This is a genomic window from Pseudonocardia alaniniphila (assembly GCF_022524485.1).
Lineage (GTDB): Bacteria > Actinomycetota > Actinomycetes > Mycobacteriales > Pseudonocardiaceae > Pseudonocardia > Pseudonocardia alaniniphila.
This window is the reverse complement of sequence record NZ_JAKXMK010000062.1, coordinates 1-26828: the sequence shown is the minus strand read 5'-3', so window position 1 is coordinate 26828 and position 26828 is coordinate 1. Positions and strand designations below refer to the sequence as shown.

General features: G+C 69.3%; 21 protein-coding genes. 15 read left to right on the top strand and 6 right to left on the bottom strand.

Going from position 1 to position 26828, the window contains the following annotated elements:
* The first annotated feature begins 590 nt into the window (after positions 1–590).
* Entirely contained in the window at positions 591–2255 is a 1665-nt protein-coding gene (locus MMF94_RS41915; RefSeq protein WP_241043078.1) for an AMP-binding protein, read from the top strand.
* A 202-nt stretch (positions 2256–2457) separates the two neighbouring features.
* On the opposite strand, the gene MMF94_RS41910 is transcribed toward MMF94_RS41915, so the two are convergent.
* From MMF94_RS41910 to MMF94_RS41900, 3 genes are all read right to left on the bottom strand, one after another.
* The gene (locus tag MMF94_RS41910) at positions 2458–3192 is read right to left on the bottom strand and encodes an SDR family oxidoreductase (RefSeq protein WP_241043077.1); all 735 of its coding nucleotides are present in this window, start codon (positions 3190–3192) and stop codon (positions 2458–2460) included.
* Positions 3193–3408: 216 nt separating this feature from the next.
* Positions 3409–4344 carry a zinc-binding dehydrogenase gene (locus MMF94_RS41905; RefSeq protein ID WP_241043076.1) on the bottom strand — a complete coding sequence of 312 codons (936 nt, stop codon included), beginning with the start codon at positions 4342–4344 and terminating at the stop codon, positions 3409–3411.
* A 123-nt stretch (positions 4345–4467) separates the two neighbouring features.
* Positions 4468–5385, bottom strand: a complete 918-nt coding sequence (locus MMF94_RS41900) for an NADP-dependent oxidoreductase (protein WP_241043075.1) — start codon at positions 5383–5385, stop codon at positions 4468–4470.
* Positions 5386–6372: 987 nt separating this feature from the next.
* On the opposite strand from MMF94_RS41900, the gene MMF94_RS41895 reads away from it, so the two are divergent.
* The 5 genes from MMF94_RS41895 (at position 6373) to MMF94_RS41875 (ending at position 10192) form a co-directional block, all read left to right on the top strand.
* Complete coding sequence (locus MMF94_RS41895; RefSeq protein WP_241043074.1) at positions 6373–6822, top strand: OsmC family protein; 450 nt, start codon at positions 6373–6375, stop codon at positions 6820–6822.
* A gap of 144 nt (positions 6823–6966) precedes the next feature.
* Positions 6967–8262, top strand: a complete 1296-nt coding sequence (locus tag MMF94_RS41890; RefSeq protein ID WP_241043073.1) for an MFS transporter — start codon at positions 6967–6969, stop codon at positions 8260–8262.
* An 86-nt stretch (positions 8263–8348) separates the two neighbouring features.
* The gene (locus tag MMF94_RS41885; protein ID WP_241043072.1) at positions 8349–9584 is read left to right on the top strand and encodes an MFS transporter; all 1236 of its coding nucleotides are present in this window, start codon (positions 8349–8351) and stop codon (positions 9582–9584) included.
* 76 nt (positions 9585–9660) lie between these two features.
* On the top strand, positions 9661–9912 hold the full coding sequence (locus MMF94_RS41880; protein WP_338104443.1) for an isocitrate lyase/phosphoenolpyruvate mutase family protein: 252 nt from the start codon (positions 9661–9663) through the stop codon (positions 9910–9912).
* Entirely contained in the window at positions 9839–10192 is a 354-nt protein-coding gene (locus tag MMF94_RS41875) for an isocitrate lyase/phosphoenolpyruvate mutase family protein (protein WP_241043071.1), read from the top strand. Before MMF94_RS41880 ends, MMF94_RS41875 begins: the two co-directional genes overlap by 74 nt.
* A 190-nt stretch (positions 10193–10382) precedes the next feature.
* Here MMF94_RS41875 and MMF94_RS41870 read toward each other — a convergent pair whose 3' ends face one another.
* Positions 10383–11408, bottom strand: coding sequence for an alpha/beta fold hydrolase (locus MMF94_RS41870; protein ID WP_241043070.1), 1026 nt, complete (start codon positions 11406–11408; stop codon positions 10383–10385).
* 1164 nt (positions 11409–12572) lie between these two features.
* On the opposite strand from MMF94_RS41870, the gene MMF94_RS41865 reads away from it, so the two are divergent.
* The 4 genes from MMF94_RS41865 to MMF94_RS41850 all read left to right on the top strand — a co-directional run bounded on the left by MMF94_RS41865 (position 12573) and on the right by MMF94_RS41850 (position 19979).
* The gene (locus MMF94_RS41865; protein WP_241043069.1) at positions 12573–13232 is read left to right on the top strand and encodes a response regulator; all 660 of its coding nucleotides are present in this window, start codon (positions 12573–12575) and stop codon (positions 13230–13232) included.
* Between the two features lie 317 nt (positions 13233–13549).
* Positions 13550–13987: a DUF6197 family protein gene (locus MMF94_RS41860; RefSeq protein WP_241043068.1), complete on the top strand. Its 438-nt coding sequence runs from the start codon at positions 13550–13552 to the stop codon at positions 13985–13987.
* A 354-nt stretch (positions 13988–14341) separates the two neighbouring features.
* Positions 14342–14590, top strand: a complete 249-nt coding sequence (locus tag MMF94_RS41855) for a hypothetical protein (RefSeq protein WP_241043067.1) — start codon at positions 14342–14344, stop codon at positions 14588–14590.
* Between the two features lie 388 nt (positions 14591–14978).
* Positions 14979–19979 carry an AAA family ATPase gene (locus MMF94_RS41850; RefSeq protein ID WP_241043066.1) on the top strand — a complete coding sequence of 1667 codons (5001 nt, stop codon included), beginning with the start codon at positions 14979–14981 and terminating at the stop codon, positions 19977–19979.
* Positions 19980–19991: 12 nt separating this feature from the next.
* Here MMF94_RS41850 and MMF94_RS41845 read toward each other — a convergent pair whose 3' ends face one another.
* On the bottom strand, positions 19992–20375 hold the full coding sequence (locus tag MMF94_RS41845; protein WP_241043065.1) for a response regulator: 384 nt from the start codon (positions 20373–20375) through the stop codon (positions 19992–19994).
* A gap of 295 nt (positions 20376–20670) precedes the next feature.
* Between MMF94_RS41845 and MMF94_RS41840 the strand changes: the two genes are divergently transcribed.
* Entirely contained in the window at positions 20671–21747 is a 1077-nt protein-coding gene (locus MMF94_RS41840) for a serine/threonine-protein kinase (protein WP_241043064.1), read from the top strand.
* The gene (locus MMF94_RS41835) at positions 21747–21923 is read left to right on the top strand and encodes a hypothetical protein (protein ID WP_241043063.1); all 177 of its coding nucleotides are present in this window, start codon (positions 21747–21749) and stop codon (positions 21921–21923) included. Before MMF94_RS41840 ends, MMF94_RS41835 begins: the two co-directional genes overlap by 1 nt.
* A 136-nt stretch (positions 21924–22059) precedes the next feature.
* Here the strand turns inward: MMF94_RS41835 and MMF94_RS41830 are convergent, their stop codons facing one another.
* Positions 22060–23400 carry an NAD(P)/FAD-dependent oxidoreductase gene (locus MMF94_RS41830; protein WP_241043062.1) on the bottom strand — a complete coding sequence of 447 codons (1341 nt, stop codon included), beginning with the start codon at positions 23398–23400 and terminating at the stop codon, positions 22060–22062.
* Positions 23401–24641: 1241 nt separating this feature from the next.
* Here MMF94_RS41830 and MMF94_RS41825 point away from each other — a divergent pair.
* From MMF94_RS41825 to MMF94_RS41815, 3 genes are read left to right on the top strand one after another with little or no spacing between them, the layout of a single operon-like run.
* Entirely contained in the window at positions 24642–25361 is a 720-nt protein-coding gene (locus tag MMF94_RS41825; RefSeq protein WP_241043061.1) for an FAD-binding oxidoreductase, read from the top strand.
* 37 nt (positions 25362–25398) lie between these two features.
* Positions 25399–25938, top strand: coding sequence for a peptide-methionine (S)-S-oxide reductase MsrA (msrA, locus tag MMF94_RS41820; RefSeq protein WP_379660612.1), 540 nt, complete (start codon positions 25399–25401; stop codon positions 25936–25938).
* A gap of 11 nt (positions 25939–25949) precedes the next feature.
* On the top strand, positions 25950–26591 hold the full coding sequence (locus MMF94_RS41815) for a uracil-DNA glycosylase family protein (RefSeq protein ID WP_241043059.1): 642 nt from the start codon (positions 25950–25952) through the stop codon (positions 26589–26591).
* The last annotated feature ends 237 nt before the right edge of the window (positions 26592–26828 follow it).

Below are 26828 nucleotides of genomic sequence, written 5' to 3'. Positions count from 1 at the left end.
ATGACCTGCACCCACACATGATCAACACAGACCAGTGATCCCCTGCGGAGGCGCGCCGAGTTACGAGACATCGCTTAGCCACAGAAATCAGGACGCAGGAAGGGCCACCACGCTGAGTTGGCCTCGTTCTTTCGGAACGGTCGTACGTGATCCCCTGCCCGGCTCGGTGATCGTGGAGTCGGTGCTGCCGGAGTCCGGGCGGGAGCGGTCCCCGGCCCTACATGCGACCGGCGGCTCCGGGTCCGTGTCCGTGAGGGCCGGGGGCCGGGCTTCACGGGGCCGGAAGGGCGCAGAGCCGGGCGGGATCGACGTGCAGGATGCGGCGCCGCACGGACCGCACGATGCGTCCGGCGACGGCCGGGATTCGCAGCCGCGGCCGTTTCGGCTCGTAGATCGCCCCGTTCGGGGCAGTGGGAGGCAGGCGCATTATGCCAGCGGATCTGCGGCGAGCACGCTGAGCGCCGGCCGGATCCGGTTTGGTCGGCGTGATGGAAGTCCCGGTGTCCTTCGCGCAGGTGTTTTCCGCACGCCCTTCGACTACATTTCAGTTCCGGACACGGACCCATTAATGATGTCGGAAGGCCTTGCTGATGTCGATTTTCACGATTCGGCCGTCTTGTGCAACAGCGGAGAAATATCGCACCACGGGCGTGTGGCGTGACTCCGGGCCTATCGGAGATCTGCGTCGGTGGCGTGCGGAAAGCCCTGATGCCATCGCGATCAGGGCCTATCGGGCCGCCGCCGTGGGGACGGAGCTGTGTTCGGTGGAGCTCAGCTACGCCGACTACGCCCACTACGTCGAGCGGTTCGCCGGAGCGCTGTACGAACTGGGCGTGCGGCCCGGCCAGGTGGTGGCGTTCCAGTTACCGAACTGGTGGCAATCCAGCGCGCTCTTGCTGGCAGCGATGCGGCTGCAGGCGGTGCTGGCACCGATCATGACCACGATCCGTCCTCGCGAGCTGGAACCGATGCTGGCTCGAGTGGGCGCGAACGTCTGCGTCACGGTGGACGAGTGGGACGGGTTCCACCACGCGGCGGCACTGCGCGAGATGGCGCCGCGGCTGCCCGAGCTGCGCCACCGGGTGGTGATCGGCACGGCGGACGACGGTGCGACCGAGTTCGGCTCGTTCTTCGAGGAAACGCCGTGGGAGCAGCGCCACCCGGTCGCACTGGATGATGCATCCGAAGACCCGGACCGGGTGGCCATACTTTTCTTCACCTCGGGCACGTCCGGCGAGCCGAAAGGCGCGCTCCACAGCCACAACACGGTGCACGCCGGTATGGCTTGTCTGGGGGATCCGGAAGTCGGGCAGCAGGACGTGATCTTCACGCCTCATTCGCTGATGCACACGCTTGCGTATCGCAGCACGCTGCTTTCCCTGTGGAACGGGGCGTCCAGGGTGCTGCTCGACTCCTGGTCGGGCGAACGGGGTGCAGCGATACTCACTGAAACCGGCACCACGATCATGCTTGCCGCGCCGACGTTCATCCGGGACGTGATCGCGGCCTGGGACGGCGAGCCGCAGCGCCTGCCCGCGCTTCACGCGCTCGTCTGCTCCGGCACCACCATTCCGCGGCCGCTGGTCTCGCAGGCCCGGCGCGTGTTCGGGGTGCCGTTGCAGGCCGGGTGGGGAATGACCGAGACCGGGTTGATCACGCGGACCCGCGAGGAGGACTGGCCGGAGTGGGCCGCGCACAGTGACGGACGCCCGTGCAAGGGCGTGGAGATCGACCTGCGGTCGGACACCGACATCACCTGCGACCAACCCGGCCGTGGCTTCGTCCGCGGCGGAGGCGTGTGCCTGGCGACCGTGGGCCGTGACACCGGCAAGGTCGTGGTCATCGCCGATCAGAACGACGGCTGGTACGACACCGGAGACCTCGCCGCGCCTGACGGATGCGGCGGGTTCAAGCTGATGGGCCGCGCCGCCGACCGGATCGGCGGGGTATTCATGATCCCGGTCAACGACGTCGAATCCGCGCTGCTGGGCCATCCCGGGGTCGCGGACGTCGCCCTGGTCGGCTACCCGACCGACGACGGCGGCGAACTGGCCTGTGCGGTGGTCGTCGCGTCGACCTCGCCCCCGGTCACCCTGGATGAGCTGTGTGAGTACCTCGGCAGCCAGGGCATGACGTCTTGGTACCTGCCCTCCCGCCTGGCGCTCGTCGAGACACTGCCCCGCAACACCAACGGCAAGGTGCGCAAGGAGCTGCTTCGACGCTGGCTGCGTGGCGAAGCCGCGCTCACGGAATGACCGACGGTGGGCCACGATATGCCGATCGGCGCGCCACCCTTGTGACCAGGGTTTCACCGGCCGGCGAGCTCGCGGATGGTCAACTCTGGCGAGCGCCGCTCGTCCTTGATGGTCCCCCGGTCACTTCCCCACAGCCAAGCAGTACCCGCCGGAGTCCCGGTGGAATCTGCTTCGCGCACCCGCAGCGGCCAGGCCGTCTCCGTCATCGCGCGAGCCAGTCCCGATAGGTGGTCGTGGCGATGACGGCGTCGCCCGTGGCGATGAGAACGTCACTCGAGGCGGCGGCGTATACGCCGGCGTTGTTGTCGGTGACGACGGTGCGTTGGTCGCCACGGGCGGCCAGGGTGATCCGGCCCAGCTCGTCGAGCGTGAAGACCTCGGGGCCGGCGACGTTGCGGGTGCCCCGCAGCGGGGCACTCACGCAGACCTCTGCCACGGCTTGGGCGACGTCGGCCGAGGCCATGGGCTGGATGCGCGTGGCGGGCAGGCGGACGGTCTTGTCGTCAGAGGTCCACGACAGCACTGCGTCCATGAACTCGAAGAACTGCGTGGCGCGGACGATCGAGTACGGCACGGGACCGGCCTTGAGGATGTCCTCCTGCAGCACCTTGGCGCGGTAGTAGACCAGGTCCGGCACCAGTTCGGCGCCGACGATCGAGAGGACCACCGCGTGGCCGACGCCAGCGGACTCGGCGGCCCGCAGCAGGTTGTCCATCGTCGTCTGGAAGAACGCGGGCGAGGCTTCGTCGAAGGTCGGCGAGTCCGTCACGTTGACAACGACATCGTGTCCCGCCAACGCCTCGGGCAGGCCCTTCCCGCTCAACAGGTCCAGGCCGGTGGACGACGAGTGTGGCACCGCCTCGTACCCGCTCGCGTTCAGGTTCTTCACCACCTGCGATCCGATGAGGCCGGTCCCGCCGATGACAGCGATCTTCATGTCTTCGACCTTTCCCCTGCTCGGGTGACAGCGATCAGCTCGTGCGCTGGCCGGTCCTCAGGGGCGGACGCGAATGATTGTTTTCCCCCTGACCCGCTCGGCCGTTCTTTTCGGGGTCTCGATACAGCAGTGAAACCGCGCGGCGGCCAAGTCGGGCTATTGCCGGTTTCGATGATGTGGCGGAGCCGGCGGTGTCGTGAACCTGGACGTGACCGCTCAGCTCACGTCGAGCACGGCCTTGCCCGCGATCCGGCGGGCGAAGAGAGCCTCCACCGCGCTCGCGACGTCCTTCCAGTCCCCGCGCCGCCCGATCTGCGGGTCGAGCCGGCCCTCGGCGAGCATCCCGACGAGCACCGCGAGGTCCCCGGCCAGCTGCCCGCCCATCATGAACGACTGCACGCTGCGCAACTCCCCGACGGTCGCATACGGCTCGAACACCGTGGGCTCACCCGACGTGGCACCGATGGACTGCACCGACCCGCCCACCGCGAGCAGGGCGAACGCATGGGCCAACTGAGGGCCACCGACATTGTCGAGCACACCGTACAGCCCCGGCTCGACACCCTCCAGCCCGACCACGACCTCGGCCGCCCCCAACTCGACGAGACCCTCACCGCGCGCCACGCTGCCGACCGAGGCGATCACATGCGCCCCCGCGGCCGCTCCCAGCTGCACCGCGAACCGCCCCACCCCACCCGACGCCCCGGTGACCAGCACCCGCTGCCCCGTCACGAAACCGAGCCTGCGCAGCGCGCGCAGCGCCGTCACCCCGGCAACCGGCAGCGCCGAGGCCGCCCCGAGATCCACCTCGTCGGGCACGACCGCCAACTCGGCAACCGGGACCGCCCGCAACTGCGCCCACGCACCCGACGGCCCGAACGTCACGACCCGGCTGCCCGACGGCGGCCCCGAACCGTCAGCCGCGGGAGTGCGCACCACACCCGCGGCGTCCCACCCCGGTACGTAACCCGCCGGTTGGTCGGCGACACCACGCAGCTCGCCGTAGTTGAAGATCGCGCCACGCAGCTCGCCGTGGTTCAGCGAGATCGCACGCACCTCGACGAGCACCTCGCCGGACGCGGGGACGGGATCTGCGGTCTCGCCCAGCCGCAGTCCGGCCGGGGCGTCGTGGTCCACCAACAGAGCGAGCACGGTCAACTCCTTCCGTGGCGGTCCTGCGACCGCCTCCTCGGCCGCCAACCGCGGTGGCCCGCCCTGGCAACGCGGCTGACGCTGATCCAGGAGGAGGGCAGGACCGCTCGCCGTCCCAGGTCCTCACAGACGAACGCGGATGATCGTCTTCCCCTTGATCCGCTCGGTCGCGTTGAAGGCGGCGACGGCGTCGTCGAGGGTCGCGATGTTGCCGATGTTCGTCAGCAGTCGCCCGTCCCGTACCCGCCGGACGATCTCACTCAGTTGGGCGCGATCGGCCTCGACGACGAAGTCGATCGCTCGGCCGTCCGCGGGCCGAGCCTCAGCCGGGCCGGCGATGGTCACCAGCGTTCCTCCGGGTCGAATCACGCCTGCGGACCGCTTCCCGATGTCCCCGCCGATGACATCGAACACCAGATCGACTCCGCCGACGTCTTCCAGAGTGTCGTTCTCGAGGTCGACGAACTCCTGCGCGCCGAAGTCGAGCGCCGTCTGACGGTCGGCGGCACGTCCGGTACCGATGACGTAGGCACCCGCCTCGTGTGCGAGCTGCGTCACCATCGATCCGACTCCACCGGCCGCACCGTGCACGAGAACGCTCTGGCCCACCTCGACACGGCCGTGCACGAACAATCCCTGCCACGCGGTCAGACCCGAGATCGGCAGGCTCGCGCCCACCGTGAAGTCGACGTCGCCCGGCAGCGGAGCGAGGTTGCGCGCCTCGACCGCCACGTACTCCGCCAGCGTGCCGTCGCGAGTCCAGTCCGTGAGCCCGAACACCCGCTGGCCTACCGACAGCCCCGTCGTGCCATAACCGAGAGCGCTGACCACCCCGGCCAGCTCGTGCCCGGGGATCGACGGTGTCCGGTCCCGGCCGAGGCGATCGGTCCAGTTCGAGGGCCACGTCAGCTCGCCAGGGGTGAATCCCGAGGCCTGAACCTGAACGACGACGTCGTTCCCCGCCGCGCTCGGCTCCGGCCGCTCCACCAGTGTCATCCCGGCCGTGCCCGCGGCCTTGTCCGTTACCACAACCGCCTTCATCCGGCACCTCCCTGCTTCCAGTCCTCGCCGACACACGCTGATGCCACGCCAGTCGTTTTCCCGGACACCATAGTCCAGTCCTTGGCATGCGCTCGATTGAGTCGCGCACGCCGCGACGACGGACGGCGAAGCCTCTCGTCGAGGGCAGCTGAACTCCTGTTTGAGATCTTCTCGGGCCAACGGCGAGTTGACGCGACGCCCGCGCGGAGGCCCGCGACGGCCTGGCCCAGCCGACTATTGGCGAACCTCTACTGGACTGTCAAGTCCGTCCGTGACGGCGTCCGGGACCGTGAACGGCCTCAGCTCGCCACCCGTGATGCGAACCCGTTCGCCGCTGCCATCAGCCGCGAGGTGCGCGCCGCCGGGGAGTCGCCCGCTGGGCGGCCATGACCGCGGCGGCCGCAACATGATGGCCACGCAAGCCAGGATCGTCGAGTCCAGCGTCCGCAATCGGTAACCGGACTTGACAGCATAGATCTTCTCCGTAGCATTCGGTCCATCTGGTCCAGTTTATCGCGAGGAAGCGGGGTGTCGCCGCGCGTCGACAGCACCGATGGCTGAGCCACAGGGCGGGCCGGCCCCCGGTCGGTAGAGCAGGTCATCGCGAGGATTCCGTGCGACTGGCGCACGGGAGTAGATTCACAACTCGAGCCCTCCACCTTCATGGGGTCTCCGCCGGGTCACTTCAGGAGCGATCGGCTTCGGCCCTGGACCACCCTCCAATGGACTTGACAGTCCAGTCCATCTGAAGCGATAGTCCACCAGTCAGCAACTGATTGTGGAGCCCGGCCGCGTACGCGACACAGCACCTGCGCACGCCGAACGGGCGCTACATCGCCCGTCTGGGGCATGCCCGGCCTCCGTTGGATCAGGCACGGCCGGACCGGCGCAGCCACAGGCGGTCCACACACGAGGTCCCCCGTGACCTCGACACAGCCAGCACCGTGCGCCTGCGCTTCCGCCAGAGACCGATAACAGGGATCCACCATGACCAGCAACAACGACGTAATCGTCGCGACCGCCCACGCCACGCTCCTGGCAACCAGTCGACTGGAGACCGAGATCAGGACTGGTAATTTCACCTATACGGCCGACGACCCCCAGACTAAATCAACGGCCGCCGGTCCAACGCCGACGGAATATCTTCTCATGGCGCTCGCATCGTGCACTGCCATCACCTTGCGCCAATATGCTGACCGCAAGTATGACTATGCTGGCGACATCACTGTCGACGTCACTTATCACGAACCGCAGATCGTTGGCGGCGAGCGCTACCTCCAGCGCACGATCAGGCTCTCGGAAGAAGTCCCCGAGCTCGACTTTCAGTCGATGGTGAACATCGTCGAACGCTCACCGGTCACCCTGTTGCTGCAGTTCGCATGGAGCGTTCGGACAGAGATCTTCAATGCAGAGACCCCTCCGGAACTCACGGTATAGGAAATCCCGTGTTCCGGCCAGCAGCCTTGCGCGCCGCCGAATATGCCGACGGCGAAGCCTCATACAGATGGATCGCAACGCGAGCTGTTGGGGTGTTCGTAGAGCAGGCCCCGGTCAGGAGCATGCGATGAGTGACGAGAACACATGACTGACACCGAAGAGGGGACGCCGACACACGGTGCAACGCGGGTGCGCGTGGTCGCGGCATCGTCGTGCGCCGCGGCCGTCCCGACCCGGCCTGCGGCCGCTCACGGCGCCGCCATCGCCGCGGAGCTCGGCAGCAGGCGGGGCTGGGCGTCCGTCGGTGCCGTCGCGCTCGGCGCGTTCGTCGTCGTCATGACGGAGACGATGCCGGTTGGGCTGCTGCCGCAGATCGCCGACGGACTGCACGTCTCGCTCGGCCTCGCGGGGCTGATGGTGCTCGTGCCGGGCTTCAGCGCCGCGGTGTCGGCGCCGTTGTTCTTCCTCAGGTCCGGCCACTTCAACCGGCGCTCGGTCATCCTCGTCCTGGGTCTGACGGTGCTGGTGTCGAATGCGGTCGTCGCGGTGGCGCCGAACTTCGCCCTGGTGCTGGTCGCCCGTATGCTCCTCGGCGCCACCATCGGAGCCTTCTGGACCGTGGTCTCACCGGTCGGCCCCAAGCTGGTGGGCCCGGCCGGCGGCACTCGAGCCATCACCATCATCGCGGCCGGTATCTCGGGTGGGACGGTGGTGGGCCTGCCGGCGGGACAGTTCCTCGGCAACCTCGTGGGCTGGCGGCTCACTTTCGCCACTGCGGCGGCGGCGACGCTGCTTGTCGTGGTTGCGCAGACAGTCCTGCTGCCGGGTATTCCGCCGGATCGGCGTACGCACCTGCGTGATCTCGTGGGAGTCCTGACGCGGCGGGCCGCCCGATTCGGGATGGCCGCCGGCGCGGTGGTGTTCATCGGACAGTTCACCGCCTGGACGTACATCACTCCGTTTCTGATCGACCGCACGCACCTGTCCAGCGGCGTGGTCTCCCTGCTGTTCGTCATCTACGGCTGCGGTGGCATCGTCGGCTCACTCGTCGCCGGATCGCTGTTCAAACGCGGGGTGATCGGCACCTTCGCCGGGGCGGCGACGGTGGTGGCCGCATTGCTCATCGGGCTGGCGAACTCGGGTACCCTGCCGTGGCTCGCCGGCCTGTTGATCGTGCTGTGGGGCCTGTTCTGGGGAATCGTGAACCCGGGAACGCTGGTCTGGATACTCGATGCGGCCCCGGAAACCCCGGAGGCCGCATCGGCGGTGAATGTGACGAACCTTCAGGTAGCCCTGGCGGCAGGATCCGGCCTCGGCGCGATCCTTGTTTCGTCGACAACCTTGCAGACGGTGTTCCTCACTGCGGGCTTCATCGTCCTTGCCTCCGCCGTGCTCGCCGCGATGGCGGCGCGGTTCGTGACACTCGCCCGGAGGGAATGAGGAGACCGGAGCGCGGCGGGGCGCGCTCGGGAAGGCGTCACGCAGAAGCCCAGGAATGGTCCTCGACACGTGAAAGGCGCAGCTCGATGCACAGCACGGCACCAGCGACCAACGTGGCCGGCCGGGGGAGAACGCTCCGGCCGGCCTTCATATCTGCGGTGGTCTCCCTGGTGGCCGCATTTGCCGCGGTGGGCTCGACGATTCCGCTGTTCAACATCTATCGGGCAGAGGACGGGTTCACCAACGCCGGCATCTCGATGACCGTCGTCGCCTACTCCGTCGCCACTCTCACCACACTGCTGGTGCTGGGGCAACTGTCCAATCATCTGGGCAGACGCCCTACCTCGATCGCCAGCCTCATCCTGCTTCTTGCGGGCTGCGTGCTGTTACTGAACGTGCACGAGATCGGCATCCTGATCGCCGGTCGACTGCTGATGGGCCTGGGCGCCGGCCTGGCCAGCAGCAGCCTCACCTCCTACATCGTGGACGCCGCACCGGCCCAGCCGGCCTGGCTGGCCTCCGTCGCGTCCAGCCAGACAGTCATGCTCGGCCTGGCCGTCGGCGCCGTCGCCTCGGGCGCACTGGTCCAGTTCGGCCCCTGGCCGCGCGACCTCATCTTCCTGGTCGTCATCGCCCTCCTCCTGGCGTCCGTGGCGCTGATCGTCCTCAGCCCGGAGACCGTGACCCGGACGCCGGGCGCGTGGCGATCGCTGCGCCCCCGGGTCTACGTGCCGGCCCGGGTCAGGGGTCTGCTCCCGGTCGCGGCCGCGGTTCTCCTGGCGACCTGGGCGGCCGGTGCGTTCTATCAAGCGTTCGTGCCCGCGCTGGTCGAGGATCAGCTCCACACTCGCAGCCCACTCGCCGTCGGACTGGTGTTCGCCGCCTACATGGGTCCGAGCGTTCTCGGCGCTCCCCTCGCCGGCCGCGCCGCACCCGCGACCGCCCAGCGTGTGGGCATGATCGGCTTCCTGGCCGGAATGATCGGCATCGTCACAGCGATCGCCACTGGCACACTGGTGTTGTTCATCGTCGCGACCATCGTCGCGGGCGCCTCTCAAGGCGTCGCCATCAGCTCCGCCACCCGCGCCCTGCTGCACGGCGGCACCCAGGCCGACCGGGCGCCGACCTTCAGCGTCATCTATCTCCTCAGCTACAGCGGCGCGACGATCCCCGCCCTCATCGCCGGCCAACTCTCCAACACGTTCTCGCTGCCGCAGATCGCCCTCGGATACGGCGGACTCGCCCTCGTCGCCGCCCTGTTCACAGTCGTCGCTGCGCGCAACCCGCACATCGACGCGACCGGGAACAGCCCGGCACGATGAGTGATCCTGACGAACCCCACCGTCATCCCGTGCTGTTGACCTGACTGCCGGCGAGGTGAGAAGGGACAGCTCCGCCATGCCTGGCATTGCGGCCCGAGCACGCTACGAACAGTTCGTCGAACTCCACCGTGGCCCCGACACGTTCATCATGCCCAACGCATGGGACGGCCCGTCGGCCCTGCTCTTCAAGGAGGCCGGGTTCACGTCCATCGCAACCTCTTCAGCGGCCTTCGCCGCAACTTTGGGCCGGATCGATGGCGTCCACGCTGCCAGCCTCCATCGACGACACCATCCGCCGCCTCTCGGCCTTCGCGGAGGCAGGCGCTGACGTCCTCTACGCACCGAACCTGCCGGACATGGCCTCCATCAGCGCAGTCATCAGGGCTGTTGCCCCCAAGCCGGTCAACCTCCTCGTCGGCCCCCAGGACACGGCTACCGTCGCGGAACTCCAGACGATCGGTGTCCGCCGGATCAGCCTCGGGGTCGACCCCTACACGCACGCCCTCGGAGCTACACAGGCGGCTGCGGCGAAGCTTGCAAAGGGAGACCTGACGGCGCTCGCATCAGATCTCGACTTCGGCCACATCATCGAACTCATCAAGGGTTGACACGGCCGCGCGACCGGGGCCAGAGCTTGTTGTTGCTGAGGACGTCGCTGACGGCCGTCCTGGTTCACCCGAAGAGAAAGCCGTTGGGTCGCGCCGGCGGCATTCTGGTTACCACCAGCGCGACCCAACCGACGTAGATGGTTCCCGTCGTTTGCAAGGATCGTCGTGCTTCGTCCCTTGACGCTGAGAGCTACTTCTGTAGGAAGGACTGCAGCAGAGCCGTCACTTCCGTCGGCCTCTCCTCGGTCACGAAATGGCCCGAACCCTTCAGGACTCGTCCCTGGACGTTCACGGCGTACTCACGCCACTGGTCGGCGATCAGTGAACCGAAGGAACGCTCGCCACCGATCGCGAGGATGGGCATCTGCAACTTGCCCTGAGCCAAGAACTCCTTGTTCTGCTGAATATCTGTGCGGAACGCACGGTACACACCCAACATGGCCGTCAAGCGGCCGGGCTCCTTGAGAAAGTGGGCGTAGAAGTCGAAGTCCGACGCCGTGAACGGCGACTTGTCGCCCGCCACATACTCAAGCATCAAGTCCTCGATGAGGACACGTTCGTGACCGGCGATGAGCTTTTCAGCGAGGGGCAGCTGGAACATGCCGAAGTGCCACGGCGCGGGCTGATTCGGGTCGGCGTTGAGCACGGGGAAGTGGTAAAAGCTCTCATCCGGGATGGGAGCTTCCATCACGGCCATGCTCCGCACTTCCGACCGGAACTGCGCCGCGTAGGCGTAGGCGACCACCACACCAATATCGTGGGCGACTACCTGGACGCCGTTGTTGAGCCCCAGCTGTGTCAGCAGCTGATGCACGTCCTTCGCCAGCTGCGCTGCGTCGTAACCACCATCGGCGACCTGGGACTCGCCATAACCACGCAGGTCGACGGCGATCACTGTGTGGGTCTTGGAGAGCGGGCCCATCTCCTGCCGCCACTCGGACCACTCCTCGGGGAACCCGTGGATCATCACCACAGGTGAGCCTGTGCCACCCCGCACGTAGTGCATGCGAAATCCATTGACTTCCGCGTACTTGGACTGAAAACCAGCGGGTGGTCGAGATTGCGGATAAGGCGACGGCGACTGCGCCGCCACTGAGCCGTGCTCGCGACTCTCGGCCCATGCTCGGGGGCTCAATGTCGCGGAAACCACCAGCAGGGCCACCAAAGCCGCGAAGAACGTGAAGAGCCTGTTGGTCTTTCCTATTCCGATGCGCATTATTCTCCTACCTGGAGTCGATATCTCGTTACGCGTTCGCCCGAAGGCTGGAGTCGGCCGCCAGTCGATACCCCGCTTCAACCAGATCGAGTTGCGGGCTCAGTGGATCTCTTCGGAAGTGATCGCCCGCGAGGAGAGACCTCTTACCTCCGCCCCTCGGGCAGCCGACCGCCCACTGCCCGGCAGGATCCGCCTCGGCCTCCACACGCGACCCAGGCCTTCACCCCGGTAAGACCCTGAAGCGCGATGTCGATGGTGTAGCCGGCGCACGACCTCGCCGGCGTGAACGCTTCGCCATATTGGACCGACACGTCCACGATCGCGTCGTCGTGCACGTAAGACAGCCGTGAGTCGCCCATGCCGCGACGACGGCCGGCGAAGCCCCTCGTTGAGGGCATCTGAGCTCCTATTTGAGATCTTTGCACGCCGACGCGCAGTCGACGCGACGCCCGTGCGGAGACCGGCGACGCCTGGCCCAGTCGACTATTGGCGAACCCGTACTGGACTGTCAAGTCCGACTATGACGGCGTACGGGTGCGTGAACAGCTTCTGCCCGCCACCCTTGCGTGCGAACCCGCACTGTCACTCCAAACTCCAGCGTCGACGGCGCCGGCCACCCTGAGGAACTGGCCAAGCCGCCCGGCTGGACATCGACACCCCCGCGCTGACCGGTCACGACGGCCTCGACGGCGTGGGGCGCTTCGCCGAAGCCGCCAAGCAGGTTGGCGTGCGCACCACGTCCGGCGCCGAATCCTGGACCTGCGCGGCCGGTAGAACGGCGTCCCGCCCGGCCGGCGCCCACTGCTGGTCCTGGCGGCCTGGCCGGCTACCGGCGCTTGGCCCGGGTGCTCTCCTCGGCGCACCTACGCGGGCAGGGGAAGGCCGCCTCACCGGCGGCCGCAAGGGTCTGGTCCGGCTCGCCCTGGAGCAGGACGGCCCCACGCCGTCACAGGGCGGCAAGGCCGGCCGTCGGCCGGGTCACTGGGCGTCGAGGAGTGCACCGGCCTCCTCATCGAAGGCAACGACGTCCGTGAACGTCCCCCGGTATCGATGCCGAAGGGATGACCTGCCCGAACGCCGCCCGACATGTCGTCAGACCGCGAGCGTCTGTGGAACCCGGGCGTGAGCCGGTCAATAGGCGTGAGCCGGTCAATAATTGTGGACATGGCGGAGAGCGGCGCTCGCGTGGTGTTGGCCGAGGACGACGTGTTGCTGCGTGAGGGCCTGGCCAGCCTGCTCGCGGGGGCAGGGTTCGACATCGTCGGGCGTTACGGCACGCTCACCGAGCTGATGGCCCACGTCTTGCGGCTGCGCCCGGACCTCGTGATCGTCGATATCCGGATGCCCCCTACGCACACCACCGAGGGCTTGGACGCGGCCCACGCGATCCGGCAGGAGCTGCCCGACACCGCGATCCTGGTCCTGTCGGGGCACGTCCAGGTCGAGCAGGCCACCGAGCTGCTCAGGGGCGGGCGACGCATGGGATACCTGCTCAAGGACCGCGTCAGCGACGTCGAGGACTTCCTCTCTACGCTGGACCGGATCATCAGGGGTGCCTCCGTCGTGGATCCCGCGCTCGTGCAGGAGCTGCTCGCCGCCCACCGGGTCGAGGACCCCCTGCGGCCCCTCTCACCACGGGAGCGTGAAGTGCTCGCGCTCATGGCGGAGGGTCTGTCCAACGCCGGCATAGCCCAGCGGCTGTGGCTGGCCGAGGGGACGATCGAGAAGCACGTCCGCAGCATCCTCACGAAGCTGGGCATCGCGGAGGCTGCTGAAAGCCACCGGCGCGTGCTGGCCGTCCTGACGTTCCTCGGAAACAACTGATCCCGCGCCCGTACCCGTCGCCGAAGTGCGGGCACGTCACGTTCTCACCCGCACGCTCCCCTGAACGACGGTTTCACGGGGCGGCACTGTGGAACATGCCCGTGCCTGCCAGCAGGTAATTGATGTTCCTGCTCGCGGGTACGGCAAATTGCCGCTCCCCGGGCGGACGTACCGCGCTCCGGTGACGACACTCACCCTCATCGCCGGCATCGGCCAGATCGGCCGACCGGCCACCGGATAGCGAAAAGGGCCCCGCCGCGTGCCCGCGACGCGACCCCATCCAGGCCAACCGACCCGAGCCCTGAGTGGAAACCGCAATGGCAACGATACCGCCCGACACACCGATCACCGGGGATCTGTCACCCGCACAGGTCGCTGATCTCATTGACCAGGCCGCCACGCTCATCGAGACCGATGGCCTCGAGGTCGGCGACTACTGGACGAAGGCCCTGTTCCAGCCGTATGCGCCCGGGATGCCCTGCTGCACGGTGGGCGCGCTCGCTGCCGTGTCCGGCTACCGCGACGGCATCGACGCCGAGAAGGCGTTCGTCGGGGTCAGCGACTACGACCCTGAGACCGGTGTCACCGAGCCCGACCACCCGCATCTCGTGATGGCCACCGCGATGAAGGCTCTCGGGTTCCGGGAGGCCGAAGACCTCTACGACTGGTCGGACAACGCCGGCGACCAGGAGGTTGTGGCGGAACTCCGCTTCGCCGCCGCGCAGATCCGCGCCCAGGCAGGGGGTGCGGCATGAGCCGGACGACCAGCTTGCGCGGGACGGGGGGCGCCTCCGATGCCAATTCTTCCTGACCCGATGCCGAAGCAGCCGACGAAGCCCACGGACAGCGCGAAGTCGCCGGAGCCGCCGCCCGGCCGACCCGCTACACCGCCGACGGCGTGTGGTGGCCTGCCTCGCCCGGTTGGGGCGACCGCGACGCCCTCTTCTAGCCCTCGAAGTCGACCCCGGCAACGTCGAGTACGTCGACGCCAGCGCCGGGACGAAGGAGCAGGTCATCGCCGTGCTGACCCCCCATTGCCCGGGGCAGGCGGCTGGCGGGAGCGAGCTCCGCGGCGACAAGCCCCGCCCACGCGAACGGAGCGCCGCCGCATGACCCACTACCGGCCTGCCCAGAGGGTCCAGGTGTTCGACCCCCAGCTGCAGCGGTACGTCGAGGGTGGCGTCCTCACCGCCACGAGCAGCTGCGTCCGCGTGTCGCTCGACGACCGCATGGTGCCGATCAACGTCGACCCCGCCGACCACTTCCGTATCCAATCCCTCGACGTCCCGCCCTGCACCGGCTGCACGTCGCCGCTGTGCCCCGACTGTGAACCCGGTACGCACGGAGGCCGCAGATGATCGCCGGCCTGTTCCGCGGCGCGGGCGGGTCCGGGCTCGGCCGCTGCTGATCGACGGCGAGCCGGTCAAGAGCGCCCCGTCGCACCTGCCCGCCGACGACCTCGACCAGCTGCGGATGCGCGGAGCACCTCCGGCCGGAGCGCCCCCGGCCTCACCCTCGCCCGACCGGAGCCGCGAGCCTGCCGGGCGGCCGCGAGGTCCTGTAGACCACCTACTGGCGCAGGTCGGCCCGCTACCCGGCACCGACTTCATCCGGCGGAGGGAGGGCGCCGTCGCCGGGTACGGCTAGCGGGTTGAGCCGCGGCGCGGTCTTACGGAGGGTCGCCTTCGCTCTCTAACAGGTGTAGGCACGGTGCGAGCGGGGTCCGACCGTGCGTGGAGGTGGCGGATGGAGGCAGGCGGGGTGCTGCCGGGCCGAGATCCGCCGGCCGAGGTACTGCACAAGAGCGAACGCACGCGTGTGAGTCGGCTGTTCTTGACCGGGCGCACGGTCATCCGGAAGGAGCCGCTGGGACCGGACGCCGAGCGCCGGCTGCGGCACGAGCGGGCGATGTTGGAGCGGCTGCGCGATGTCGCGGGAGTGACGCAGCTGGAGGCGCCCCGATGCCCGGGGTCCATTTTGCTGGCGGATGTCGGTGGAACCAGCCTTGCAGCGCTGGCCAAGCCACTGCCGGCTGATGTCCTGATCGGGCTGGCGATGAGTTTGGCGCAGGCGGTGGCGGGGATGCACCGGCGGGGTGTGATGCACCGCGACATCAGCCCGGCCAACATCGTGATCTCCGGCGACGGTGCCCCGTGCCTGGTCGATTTCGCGTTGGCGACCTCGATCGCCGAGATCCGCCCGGAGTTCACCCACCACACGCAGATCGTGGGAACGTTGGCCTATCTGGCGCCGGAGCAGACCGGGCGCACCGGCCGCTCGGTGGACCAGCGGGCCGACCTCTACGCGCTGGGCGCGACGCTGTACGAGCTGGCAACCGGGGAGCCCCCGTTCGGTACCGAGGACCCACTGCGCCTCGCCCACGATCACCTGGCACGGGTGGCGGCGCCGCCTGCGAAGGTGAACCCGGCTGTTCCGGGGCCGCTGTCGGAGATCATTCTGCATCTGCTGGAGAAGGAACCGGACCACCGCTACCAGACCGCCGAGGGCGTGGTTCACGACCTGGAGCGGGCGCGGGAGGTTCAGGTGCGTCCGGCGGCGGCTTCGGTCCGCATCGGCGAGCACGACGTTCCGCTGCGGCTGCTGCCGCCACGGCTGGTGAGCCGCGACGACGAGTTGGCGACCCTGCACGCGGCGTTCGAGGACGCGCGGGAGGGCCGGTGCCGGGCGGTGCTGGTCGGCGGGACACCCGGAGTGGGCAAGACCGCGCTGGTCGACGAGCTGCGGCCGCTGGTGGCCGGCCGGGGCGGCTGGTTCGTGGCCGGCAAGTTCGACCAGTACCGACGCGATCTGGATTTCAACGGGGTCCACCTGGCGTTTCGGGCGCTGGGCCGGCTGCTGCTCGCCGAGCCGGAGGCCGAGCTGACCGAGCTCCGCGCACGGATCCTGGCCGCGCTCGGCCCGAATGCCGGGTTACTGACCGCGGTGGTGCCGGAGTTCGCCGCGCTGCTGGCGGTGCCGCCCGATCCCGGGGATCCGCTGACCGCGCAGAACCGGGCGCAGCGGATGGGTATGCAGGCGCTGCGGGCGGTCGCGTCGCGGGAACACCCGGTGGTGCTGTTCCTCGACGACCTGCAGTGGGCCGGCCCCACCCTGCTCGGCTTCGTCGACATGCTGTTCGGCGAGGAACCGGTCGAGGGCCTGCTGCTGGTGGGCGCCTACCGCGACGAGGACGTGGACGCGGCGCATCCGCTGGCGGCGCCGCTGTCCCGATGGCGTGACCAGGCCGGAGCGCGGCACCTGCGACTGGACAACCTGCCCGTCCCGAGCCTCGTCACCATGGTCGCCGAGATGCTGCACGCGGCCCCGGCCGCAGCGGCGGGTTTGGCCGAGGCGATCGAGCCGCACACGTCCGGCAACCCGTACGAGACCGTAGAGCTGCTCAACGCGCTGCGTCGCGACGGCGTGCTCACCGCGACCGCCGCGGGGTGGCGGTGGGACACGGCGGCGGTGCGCGCGCATCTGGGCCGGTCAAAGGTCCGCGAGCTGCTGGCGGCACGTATCGAGACCGTACCGCCGCGGTCCCGGGAGCTGGTGGAGGCGATGGCCTGTCTGGGCGGGCGCGCCGAGCTGGGCCTGCTGCAGACCGCGACCGGCGCTCCGGCGAGCGAGGTGCAACCGATGCTGGCGCCCGCCCTCGCCGAAGGCCTTCTCGTCATGGAGCCCGGCGCCCACGAGGCGGTGCGGTTCCGCCACGACCGGATCCGCGAGGCGATCCTGCGCGAGCTCGACCCGGGGCGGCGATGCACCCTGCAGCTGGCCACGGCCCGGCGGCTGGCCGGGGTGCCTGAGTTGTACGCGGTCGCCGCCGAGCAGTACCTGCCGGTCGTCGACGCGATCGACGATGCCGGCGAGCGGCGTCGGGTGGTGGAGCTGCTGCGGCGCGCCGCCGAACAGGCCACGTTGATCGGGGACCACGCGCTGGTGAACGCGCTGCTGGCCGCCGCGCTGCGACTGATCGACCCCGGTGAGACCGCCACGCTGATCGCGATGCACAGCGGCCGCCACGCCGCCCTCTACGGCCTGGGGAGCCTGGATGAGGCGGACGAGGAGTACCGCACGATCGAAGGGCTGAGCCCCACCGCGTTGGACCGCGCGGCCGCGACGGCGGTGCAGGTGAGCAGTCTGACCCACCGGAACCGATTTGGCGACGCGATCGGGCTCGGCATCGACCTGCTGCGAGAGCTCGGCGTCACCGTGCCGGTGGCGGACCAGCTCGCCGCCGAGCTCGACCACCAGTTCGACCGCCTGTACCGGTGGCTGAGCCGCACCGACGCTGCCGATGATCTGGCTCGGCCCGACCTCACAGAGCCCACACTGCTGGCCACGACCCGTCTGATCGGCGCAGTCCAGCCGGCGGCGTACTTCACCGGCGGCCACGGCACGGTCGCCTGGCTGAGCCTGGAAGCGCTGCGGATCTGGCTCGAGCACGGTCCTGGCCCCACCCTCATCGGACCTGCGAGCGCCGCCGCCGTCGCCGCGGTGGCGCTGCGTGGCGACCACGCCGCCGGATACCAGGCGGTGCGACGGGTCCTGGCGTTGGGCGAGGCCCGCGCCTACGAGCCCGGCACCTCCGAAGCCCGCCGCCGGTTCGCTCTGCTGAGCTGCTGGTTCGAGCCGATCGAGAACGGTGTCCACGCCGCGGGGCAGGCCCGCGAGGGGCTGATCGCGGGGGGCGACCTGGCCAACGCCGGCTACACGTACCACCCGACCGTGCATTACCTGCTGGACTGCGCGCCGTCACTGGACGTCCTCGTCGCCGAGACGGAGGCGGGGCTGGCCTTCGTGCGCCGGACCGGCAACGAGCAGACCGGCCAGTGGCTCGACAGCTACCAGTGGCTGGCCGGTGTACTGCGCGGCGAAAGCGTCGCCACAACCGGTACGGCGGCCCTCACCGACAGGTACGCCAACAACCCGATGGCGCTCTTCCACGCGCATCTCAGCCACGCGCTCGTCGCCGCGGTCTTCGGTGATCCGGTCGGACTCACGCAGCACACAGCGGCGACGATGCCGATGCTGTCGCGGCACACCGCGGCGGCGATGCCACTGCCGTCGGCTGTACCGGGCCTCTACCCCACCGCCGTGGCCCGCCTGCTGCGCGGGTTGGCCCTCGCCGAACAGGCGCGCGCCGCCCACGGTGACGAACGCGGCCGTCTGCTGTCCGAACTGGACGAGGTGACGCAGTGGCTGGCCGCCCGCGCCGCGGACGCGCCGGACAACTTCCGGCACCTGACGCGGTTGCTGGTGGCGGAGCGGGCCTGGGCGGTCGGTGACTTCCGCACCGGTGCCCTCGCCTTCGACACCGCCCGGCGCGAGGCCGCCGGCCGGCAGCGCCCGTGGCACCGCGCCCTCATCACCGAACGTGCCGCCCGCTTCTACCTCGCGCACGGGTTGGAGCAGGCCGGCCGCGACCTGCTCGCCCGCGCGCGGCAGTACTACGCCGCATGGGGCGCGACCGCGAAGGTCGACCAGCTGGACTGGGCCTACCCGACCTCACGGCTGGGAGCACTCACGGCCGGCGAGCCCGGCGACGACCAGCGAGCCGATGATCTCCGGCTGTCCTCGACCGTCACGACCGGCACGCTCGACCTGCTCGGCATCCTCGCCGCAACGCAGGCGCTCAGCTCGGAGACCGACATCGAACGCTTGCACACCCGCGTCGTCGAGGTGCTCAGTGCGATGACCGGCGCCACAAGCGTGCACCTGCTGTTGTGGGACGACGACCGCCACGACTGGCTGCGGCCCACACCGAGCCACATCACGGATACCGCCACGGCGGGCGGGCCGCATGAACACGACCTGCCGATGTCGGCAGTGCGCTACGTCCAGCGGACGGCTGAGATCCTCATCGTCGTCGACGCCACCCACGACGACCGCTTCGCCCGCGATCCGTACATCGCCGGCCTCAGCGCCTGTTCGTTGCTGGCCATGCCCATCCTCGGCCGCGGCGCCCTGCGGGCGGTGCTGTTGCTGGAGAACCGCCTCATGCGCGCCGCCTTCACCACGGAACGGCTCGACGCCGTCAGGCTCATCGCCGCGCAGCTCGCCGTCTCCCTCGACAACGCCCAGCTCTACGCCGACCTCACCGCCTCGCGCGCGCGTATCGCCGCCGCCGCCGACCAGGCGCGTCGGCGGATCGAGCGGGACCTGCACGATGGCGCCCAGCAGCGTCTGGTCACGCTCGCCATGCGCGCGCGGATCGCCCGAGCGGCCGCACCGCCCGAGTCCGGCGCGCTGACGGAACAGCTGGAAGCTCTCGCGGCCGAAGCAGCCACCGCCATGACCGAGCTGCGCGAGCTCGCCCGCGGCATCCACCCCCCGACCCTCGCCCAAGGCGGACTGCTCCCCGCCCTGAACGCACTCGCCCGCCGGTCGCGCGTCCCCGTGCGGATCACGGCGCCCGCCGACCGACGGCTGCCGGAACCCGTCGAGATCGCGGCCTACTACGTCGTCGCAGAGGCGCTGACGAACGCCACCAAGCATGCCGAGCCCTCGGTCGTGACCGTGGAGGCCGAGATCGAGACCACGCCGACCGGCGTCGTCCTGCGGGTCCAGGTGCACGACGACGGCCGCGGCGGCGCGCACTTCACCGGCGGGACCGGCCTGCTCGGGCTCAAGGACCGCGTCGAGACGCTCGGCGGCCGGCTCGCCCTGCACTCCGCCCCCGGCGCCGGCACCACCGTTCTGGCTCGGTTCCCCCTGCAGCGTGGGGGCGTGGGCCCGAGGTGAGCTGGAGTCACCTCACCGTCGTGTGCCGCCTCCGACGTCGCGGACCAGCGACGTGATCACCGCGGCGGACAGCGTCGGCTTCCATACGAACCCGATGGCCGGGCTCGCCTCGATCAGGTCGGTGAGGTCGTCCTCGGGGTTCACGGAAATCAGGATCAGGTCACCGGCGTCGAGGTTCGGCCGGCCGGCCAGATGCCGCGCCAGCTCGAAGCCGTCGGCCGTGCCGAGATCGACGTCGATGAGTGTCACGTCGGGACACAGTTCGGCAGCGCGGACAAGTGCGTCAGCACCCGTCGAGGCGACGCCGACGATCCGGAGACCCTCCTGTTCGAGCAGTGTCCGCGCGGCGTGCAGGAAATCCAGGCTGTCGTCGACAAGCAAGCACCGCAGGGTCACGATCGCCAGGCTAGGGCCGCCGCGCCGGCCCGACTACGCAGCTAGCCGCTATCCGAGCGGGCAGAACCTCGTGGTCGCTCCCCACCCTGACCGCCCTGGAAACGACCGGCCTCCCGGCTAGCAGGGATTCCGGCGGGCGGGTCTCCGGGCCGGCCATTGGCTGCTGACCGGGCAGACAGCGCCGCGTGAGCCCGCGATGGTGGGGACTCGCAGATCATCGCCCGGCCTGAGCCGTGGAGTCCGCACGACCTCCTCATCGACCCGGACGTCGGCGGCACCGGTCAGGAGGAGTCTCATGACTTTCCGTTGTCGCATCCCGCCCACTCGTCCGCCTTCCGGCGCGTCGCGCACTCGCGCCGCCGACAAAGCCCCCGCTCCCCGGTGCGGTGTGCTGCTCGTGGGCCGCTACCGGCTCGCGAAACGAGTGGGCCGTGGGGCGACGGCGGACGTGTGGCGGGCCCGCGACGAACTGCTGGACCGGGACGTCGCGGTCAAGCTGTTCCGCGCACACAACCCGATCGGCGCCGAGGCGCGGCTCACCGCCCGGGTGCGGGATCCCCGCGTCGTCGCCGTGCACGACCTGGTGCTGCACCGCGGTTCGGCCTGCCTGGTGATGGACTACCACCCCGGCGTGAGCCTCGCGGAGCTGCTGCGGGACCGGCACCGGCTGCCACCGTCCGTCGTCGCCGCACTCGGCATGCAACTGTCCGCCGCGCTGGAGGCCGTGCACGAGGCCGGCGTCGTGCACTGCGACGTGAAGCCGGCGAACCTGATGATCACGGACAACGGCAGGCTGGTCCTGATCGACTTCGGCATCGCCGAGCTCAGTGGCGACGAGCCGGCCCACCCCGCCCGCCGCACCGGCGACATCGTCGGCTCTCCGGCGTACACCGCCCCGGAGCTCGTTCTGGGCGGGCCGCCGCGCCCCGCCTCCGACCTGTGGTCTCTCGGGACCGTGCTCTTCGCCGCCGTCCAAGGCCGGCCTCCCTTCCTGCACGAAGGCCTCGTCCCGACGCTCACCGCGGTGCTCCACGACCCGCTGCCCCTCGCCTCGCGCGCCGGTCGTCTTCGGCCACTCGTGGAGCAGCTGCTGGTCAAGGACCCCTGCGGCGCGACCGTCCTCCGCAGCGATCCGGTCGATGCTCATCGAGGCCTACCCCGCGTCGTTCTCGAGCACGGCGGATGTGCATGCTGCGGTGCCGCGGAAGCCCCCGTACACGCGCTCCCGGAGGGCGGCATGAGCACGTTGAGGTCCGTCTGGATCTGCCACCGGTGCGAGGTGCTCGGCACCGACACGGTCATGGAGCCCGAGTGCTGGCACCGCGGTGGCCCGGTCACGGTGACCGTCGGTCGCGAGGGCAGCGTTGCCTGATGGCCGACACCACCGGGCCGCGCGCGCCACGAGAGGTCAAGACCGAGCTGGTGGAGATGCGCGGGAAGGTCTTCCGCAAGGTGTACGTCGGGCCGACCGCAAGCCACGGCTTGGTCGAGGAGTACTGGATCTACATCGGAATGATCGAAGTCGACACCGACCAGGCCGCATGGTGAGCGGCCACAGCCGCGCGGCCGGCGGTGCCGGAAGCTCGGCATCAGCCCTGACGGGCGGAGCTGCGGCAGCCCGCGTCGGTCGATGTCACCCTCGGCTCCCGGTCCATGGCCAATGGCGCACCCCGGTGGTACGAGGTCATGAGGGGTCCTGTTCGGTCAGCACGGCGGGTTCGCCGCCATTGATGAAGGCGTCACGCGGGTGTTGCACCGACGCGAGCGAGAGGATGTCGCGACCGAACAACGCGGCGGTCAGCCAGATCACGAGCACACGGACCTTGCGTTCCCAGCTGGGCACGGCCAGCACGTGGTAGCCGCGGTGCATCAGCCAAGCGAGCGGCCCTGTGATCACGAGTCGCCGGTACTGGAAGATGCCGTGACCGATGCCGAGCGTCGCAATAGCGCCGAGGCTGTGGTGCCGGTAGTTCTTGGGCTTCCCGCCGTGCAAGGTCGCGGCGATGTTGCGGGCGAGCAGCTTGCCCTGGCGGACGGCGTGTTGGGCGTTGGGCACCGTTCGGGTGCCCGGGGTCGGGGAGGTGAGGTCCTCGATGCCCGCGTCGTCCCCGGCGGCCCAGGCGTCGGGTGCCGGTTCGGTGTCGGTGCCGACCCGCAGGTCGGGCCGGGTGACGAGGAAGCCGCGCTCGTCCACCGGCAGGTCGGTGTGCATGCCCACGACCGGGTTAGCCGCGTTGCCCGCCGTCCACACGATGAGCTCCGAGTCGAACTCCTCGCCGGTGGAGAGCACCACGTGCCCACCCGTCGCCGACTTGACCTGCGTGTCCAGGTACACCTGCCCACCTCGCTGTTGCAGGAAGCGCACGACCCAGCGGCCAGGCCGCTCGGCGACCTCGGGCAGGATCCGGCCTGACGCCTCGATGAGGCGGAACCGCAGCTCGTCACGGCGCAGTTCGGGATAGCGCTGCAGCAACGCGGTCGCCAGCGACAGCAGCTCGGCGAAGCCCTCGACGCCGGCGAAGCCGCCGCCGACGAACGTGGCGGTGAGCAGCTTCTGCCGCTGCGGGCCCGGCGGTAGCGTGGCCGCCCGGTCGAAAGACGTCAGCAGCCGGTCGCGGATTGCGACCGCCTCCTCCACGTGCTTGAGACCGATCGCCTGCTCGGCGATGCCGGGCACCGGAAACTTGCGGGTGACCGCGCCCGCGGTGACCACGATGACGTCGTAGCCCAGTTCGAACGTGTCGCCGTCGGCCGGCCGGACCGTGACCACGCGGTGCTTGTGGTCGATCGCGCTGACCATCCCAGCGATGACGCGCGTGCGGTGCAGATGCCGGCGCAGCGATACCGCGGCGTGCCGGGCCTCGATCGATCCGGCCATCACCTCGGGCAAGAACGGCTGGTAGGTCATGTATGGCCGAGGGTCGACCACCGTCACTTCGGCCTCGCCCCGACGCAGCTTCTTCTCGAGTTTCCACGCGGCGTAGAAGCCGGCGTAGCCACCGCCGACGATCACGATCTTGCGCATGATGCCCTCTCTTTCCTCGGAGCGGTGACCGGGGATTCGGAACCGACAGCGGCGGCATCGCCGAGGACGGCGTTCAGCGGACCGAGCGATACATCGGACCGCACGTGGCTGGGGAGCGGCGGAGTCCGCTCCAGGTCGTCAGGTCGTGGCGGTACTTCTGCACCACTGCGGTGGTAGGCGCGTCGTAGCGCTGCCCGCGGATCGGGGCAAACGCGCGCAGCCGGTCAGGACCACGGGACCGAACAGCCCTCGCCACACTGGCGCGCCGAATCCGGTGTGCGGGTCCCGTGAGTCGACGCTCCGGGTCAGATCGCCCGGGTCCTCGCCAAGGGCATGGACCCGGCTGCAGCAGGCGACGTCGTGGCGCCCGGTGAAGCTCGAGGACGAGCACCGTGGCGGTGGTAGGCCCGAGGATTGCCTGCAGTTGAGCGCTGGAGACGGACCCGACATCTGGACCGCCGCGCGCTCGTCGAGCACTGGTCATGGCGAGTGCGGCACGCCGACGGGGAGCGCCGCCCTCGATCCATCACCATCCAGGGGATGCCGCATCCAAGCCAGCACGGTCACTCCCACCCGACATACTTTGGACTATTTGTTCCATTTTGTACCACCCCGGCGTTCACGCGTGCGCCGCAACCGGCGCTGGACACGTCGCGCCGGCGTCCAGCCATCATCCTGGTCTCACGATCTCGCACTGATCAGTCGATATCGCCATCGCCGACCCGGCCCACCTCGGACCGCGTACCACGCACCCCTGCCGGCAGGACGGCCGGTGGCCGACGCTCGGCGCGAGCATACCCACCCGAGAAATGGACCGTCTAGTAACAACCTTCCGACCGCCAGATCGAACCGGGCGTGTTGGTGCCAAGCCATATAATCGGACTTGACAGTCCAGTAACAGTCCGGCCATATTCGGTCTGTCGAGGCCGCTTCTGGCCTCCTGCCGGACGCCGAGGCGTGCTCTCGGAGCGGTCGGCGACGACAGGAGGAGAAACCCAGATGGCGTTGACAAGGGGATTCACCGGTCGCTTGGCGCGGCACGCGCGACTCGCGGCCGCCTCCTGGCCAGTACGACACCGACATGGACTGTCCAGTCCTACAATCCGAGCCGACTCCCAGCATCGACACGGCAAGATCCGATACCGGTTACACCACCAACTTCCCACTCGAGGACCTCACCGACGGCAACGCCTGGATCGTGTGGAACGTCGACGGCGCCCCATTGGCCACCAGGGAGATTGATGACCACAGCCTCAGGAGGACCACCCAGCCCCGGGCCGTGGCAGACCGCCAGGGTTACCGGCATCCGCCGCGAGACCCCCACGGCGAAGACCTTCACCCTCACGCTGCCCCAACCGCGCTCGTTCTGGGCCGGCCAGTACTACGTCGTGCGCCTGACCGCACCCGATGGGTACCGGGCCCAGCGGTCCTACTCGATCGCCAGCGCACCGTCGGACTCGGCGGAGGTCGACCTCACTGTCGAGATCCTGCCGGGCGGGGAGGTGTCGGGCTTCCTCAACGAAGCCGTCGAGGAGGGAGACATGCTCGACGTGCGGGGCCCGATCGGCGGCAACTTCGCCTGGAATCTCCAGCCCGCGCTCGGAGTGGCCGGCGGTTCCGGGATCGTGCCCCTGATGTCGATGCTGCGCCACGCCCGCAGACTCGGCCGGCCGGGCCTCTTCCGCCTCGTCGTCTCGGTACGTAGCCCCGAGGACCTGTACTACTCCGCCGAGATTCAGGGACCGGACGCCTCGATCGTCTTCACCCGCACTGCCCCCGACGGACATGTTCGTCCACCGGAACGGCTCATGGCCCGGGATCTCGCGGCAGCACTCGACGTGGACCGTGACGTCTACGTCTGCGGGTCCACTGCCTTCTGTGATGCCGCCACCCGGCTGGTCGAAGCCGCTGGTGTGCCCGCTGAACGGATCAGGGTCGAGCGGTTCGGATTCTCGGGATGATCGGCCTGGGGTCCCAGCACGAGACGAAAGGAATCGAATGATGACCGAGCAGCGACGGGCAGTTCTCGCCGGAGGTTGCTTCTGGGGGATGCAGGACCTCATACGCTCCCGCCCCGGCGTGTTGGCCACCCGCGTGGGCTACACCGGCGGTGACACCCCCAACGCCACCTACCGCAACCACGGCTCACACGCCGAGGCCATCGAGATCATCTACGACCCGGCCGCCACCACTTACCGCGACCTGCTGGAGTTCTTCTTCCAGATCCACGACCCGAGCACGACGAACCGGCAGGGCAACGACGTCGGTACGTCCTACCGGTCGGCGATCTTCTATCTCGACGACGAACAGCGCAGGGTCGCAGAGGACACGATCGCCGACGTCAACGCCTCCGGGCTGTGGCCGGGCAAGGTCGTCACCGAGGTCACGCCGGCCGGGCCGTTCTGGGAGGCCGAGCCCGAACACCAGGACTACCTGCTGCGCTACCCCTACGGCTACACCTGCCACTTCCCGCGGCCGGACTGGGTGCTGCCTCGACGCCGTGACGTCGCGTCGCGACCGTCGTCCCAGCTGACCTGACGATCGCCGCCATGGACGGATCGGCGACGGGGACGAGCCCCGCGCTGCAGCGGATCCGCGAGGAGATCATCGCCGACCCGGCCAACCGGGACGCCACCGCCGCGGGCCTGCAGCCGATCTACACCGCGCACCCGGCCGCCCGGATCGTCCTCATCGGGCAGGCCCCGGGAACGCGCGCGCAGCGCAGCGGGATCCCCTGGAACGACCCGAGCGGCGTGACGCTGCGACGCTGGCTCGGGATCACCGACGAGCGATTCTACGACCCGACACTGTTCGCGATCCTGCCGATGGACTTCTACTACCCGGGCAAGGCCGCCCACGGAGACCTGCCGCCCCGCCCCGACATCGCACCACGCTGGCATCCACGGCTTCTCGCGGAGCTCCCACACGTCCGGCTCACCGTCTTGATCGGCCACCACGCCCAGAAGCACTACCTGCCCGAATCCGCCGGAGCGAACCTCACCGACACAGTCCGAGCGTTCCGCGACTACCTCCCCGACCGCATGCCCATCGTCCACCCCTCACCGCTGAACTTCCGCTGGCAGACCCGCAACCCGTGGTTCGCCGAGGAGACCGTCCCGGCGCTGCGAGCCCGCGTGCACGCGGTCCTCCAGCCGGATGTCGATCCGGCCGGCCAAGAAGCCGGAGTCTGAAAGGACTACACCCGCCATGGCCGCGCTCGGATATGGCGGAGCTGCGGGCCGATGTTGTCACAGAACAGTCGGTGGACCCGCACGCCCAGCAACGACACCTGACCGCCGATCGGGCGTCGGGCTGTCGGTGGGGCTTCTCCAGGGTTGGGCTGGTCAGCTCGCTGCGTCGGTTGCATGTTTCTGTGGTAGCGCGAGGGCTTCCACGTTGCGGATCGCGAGATCGAGCGCCAATGCCAT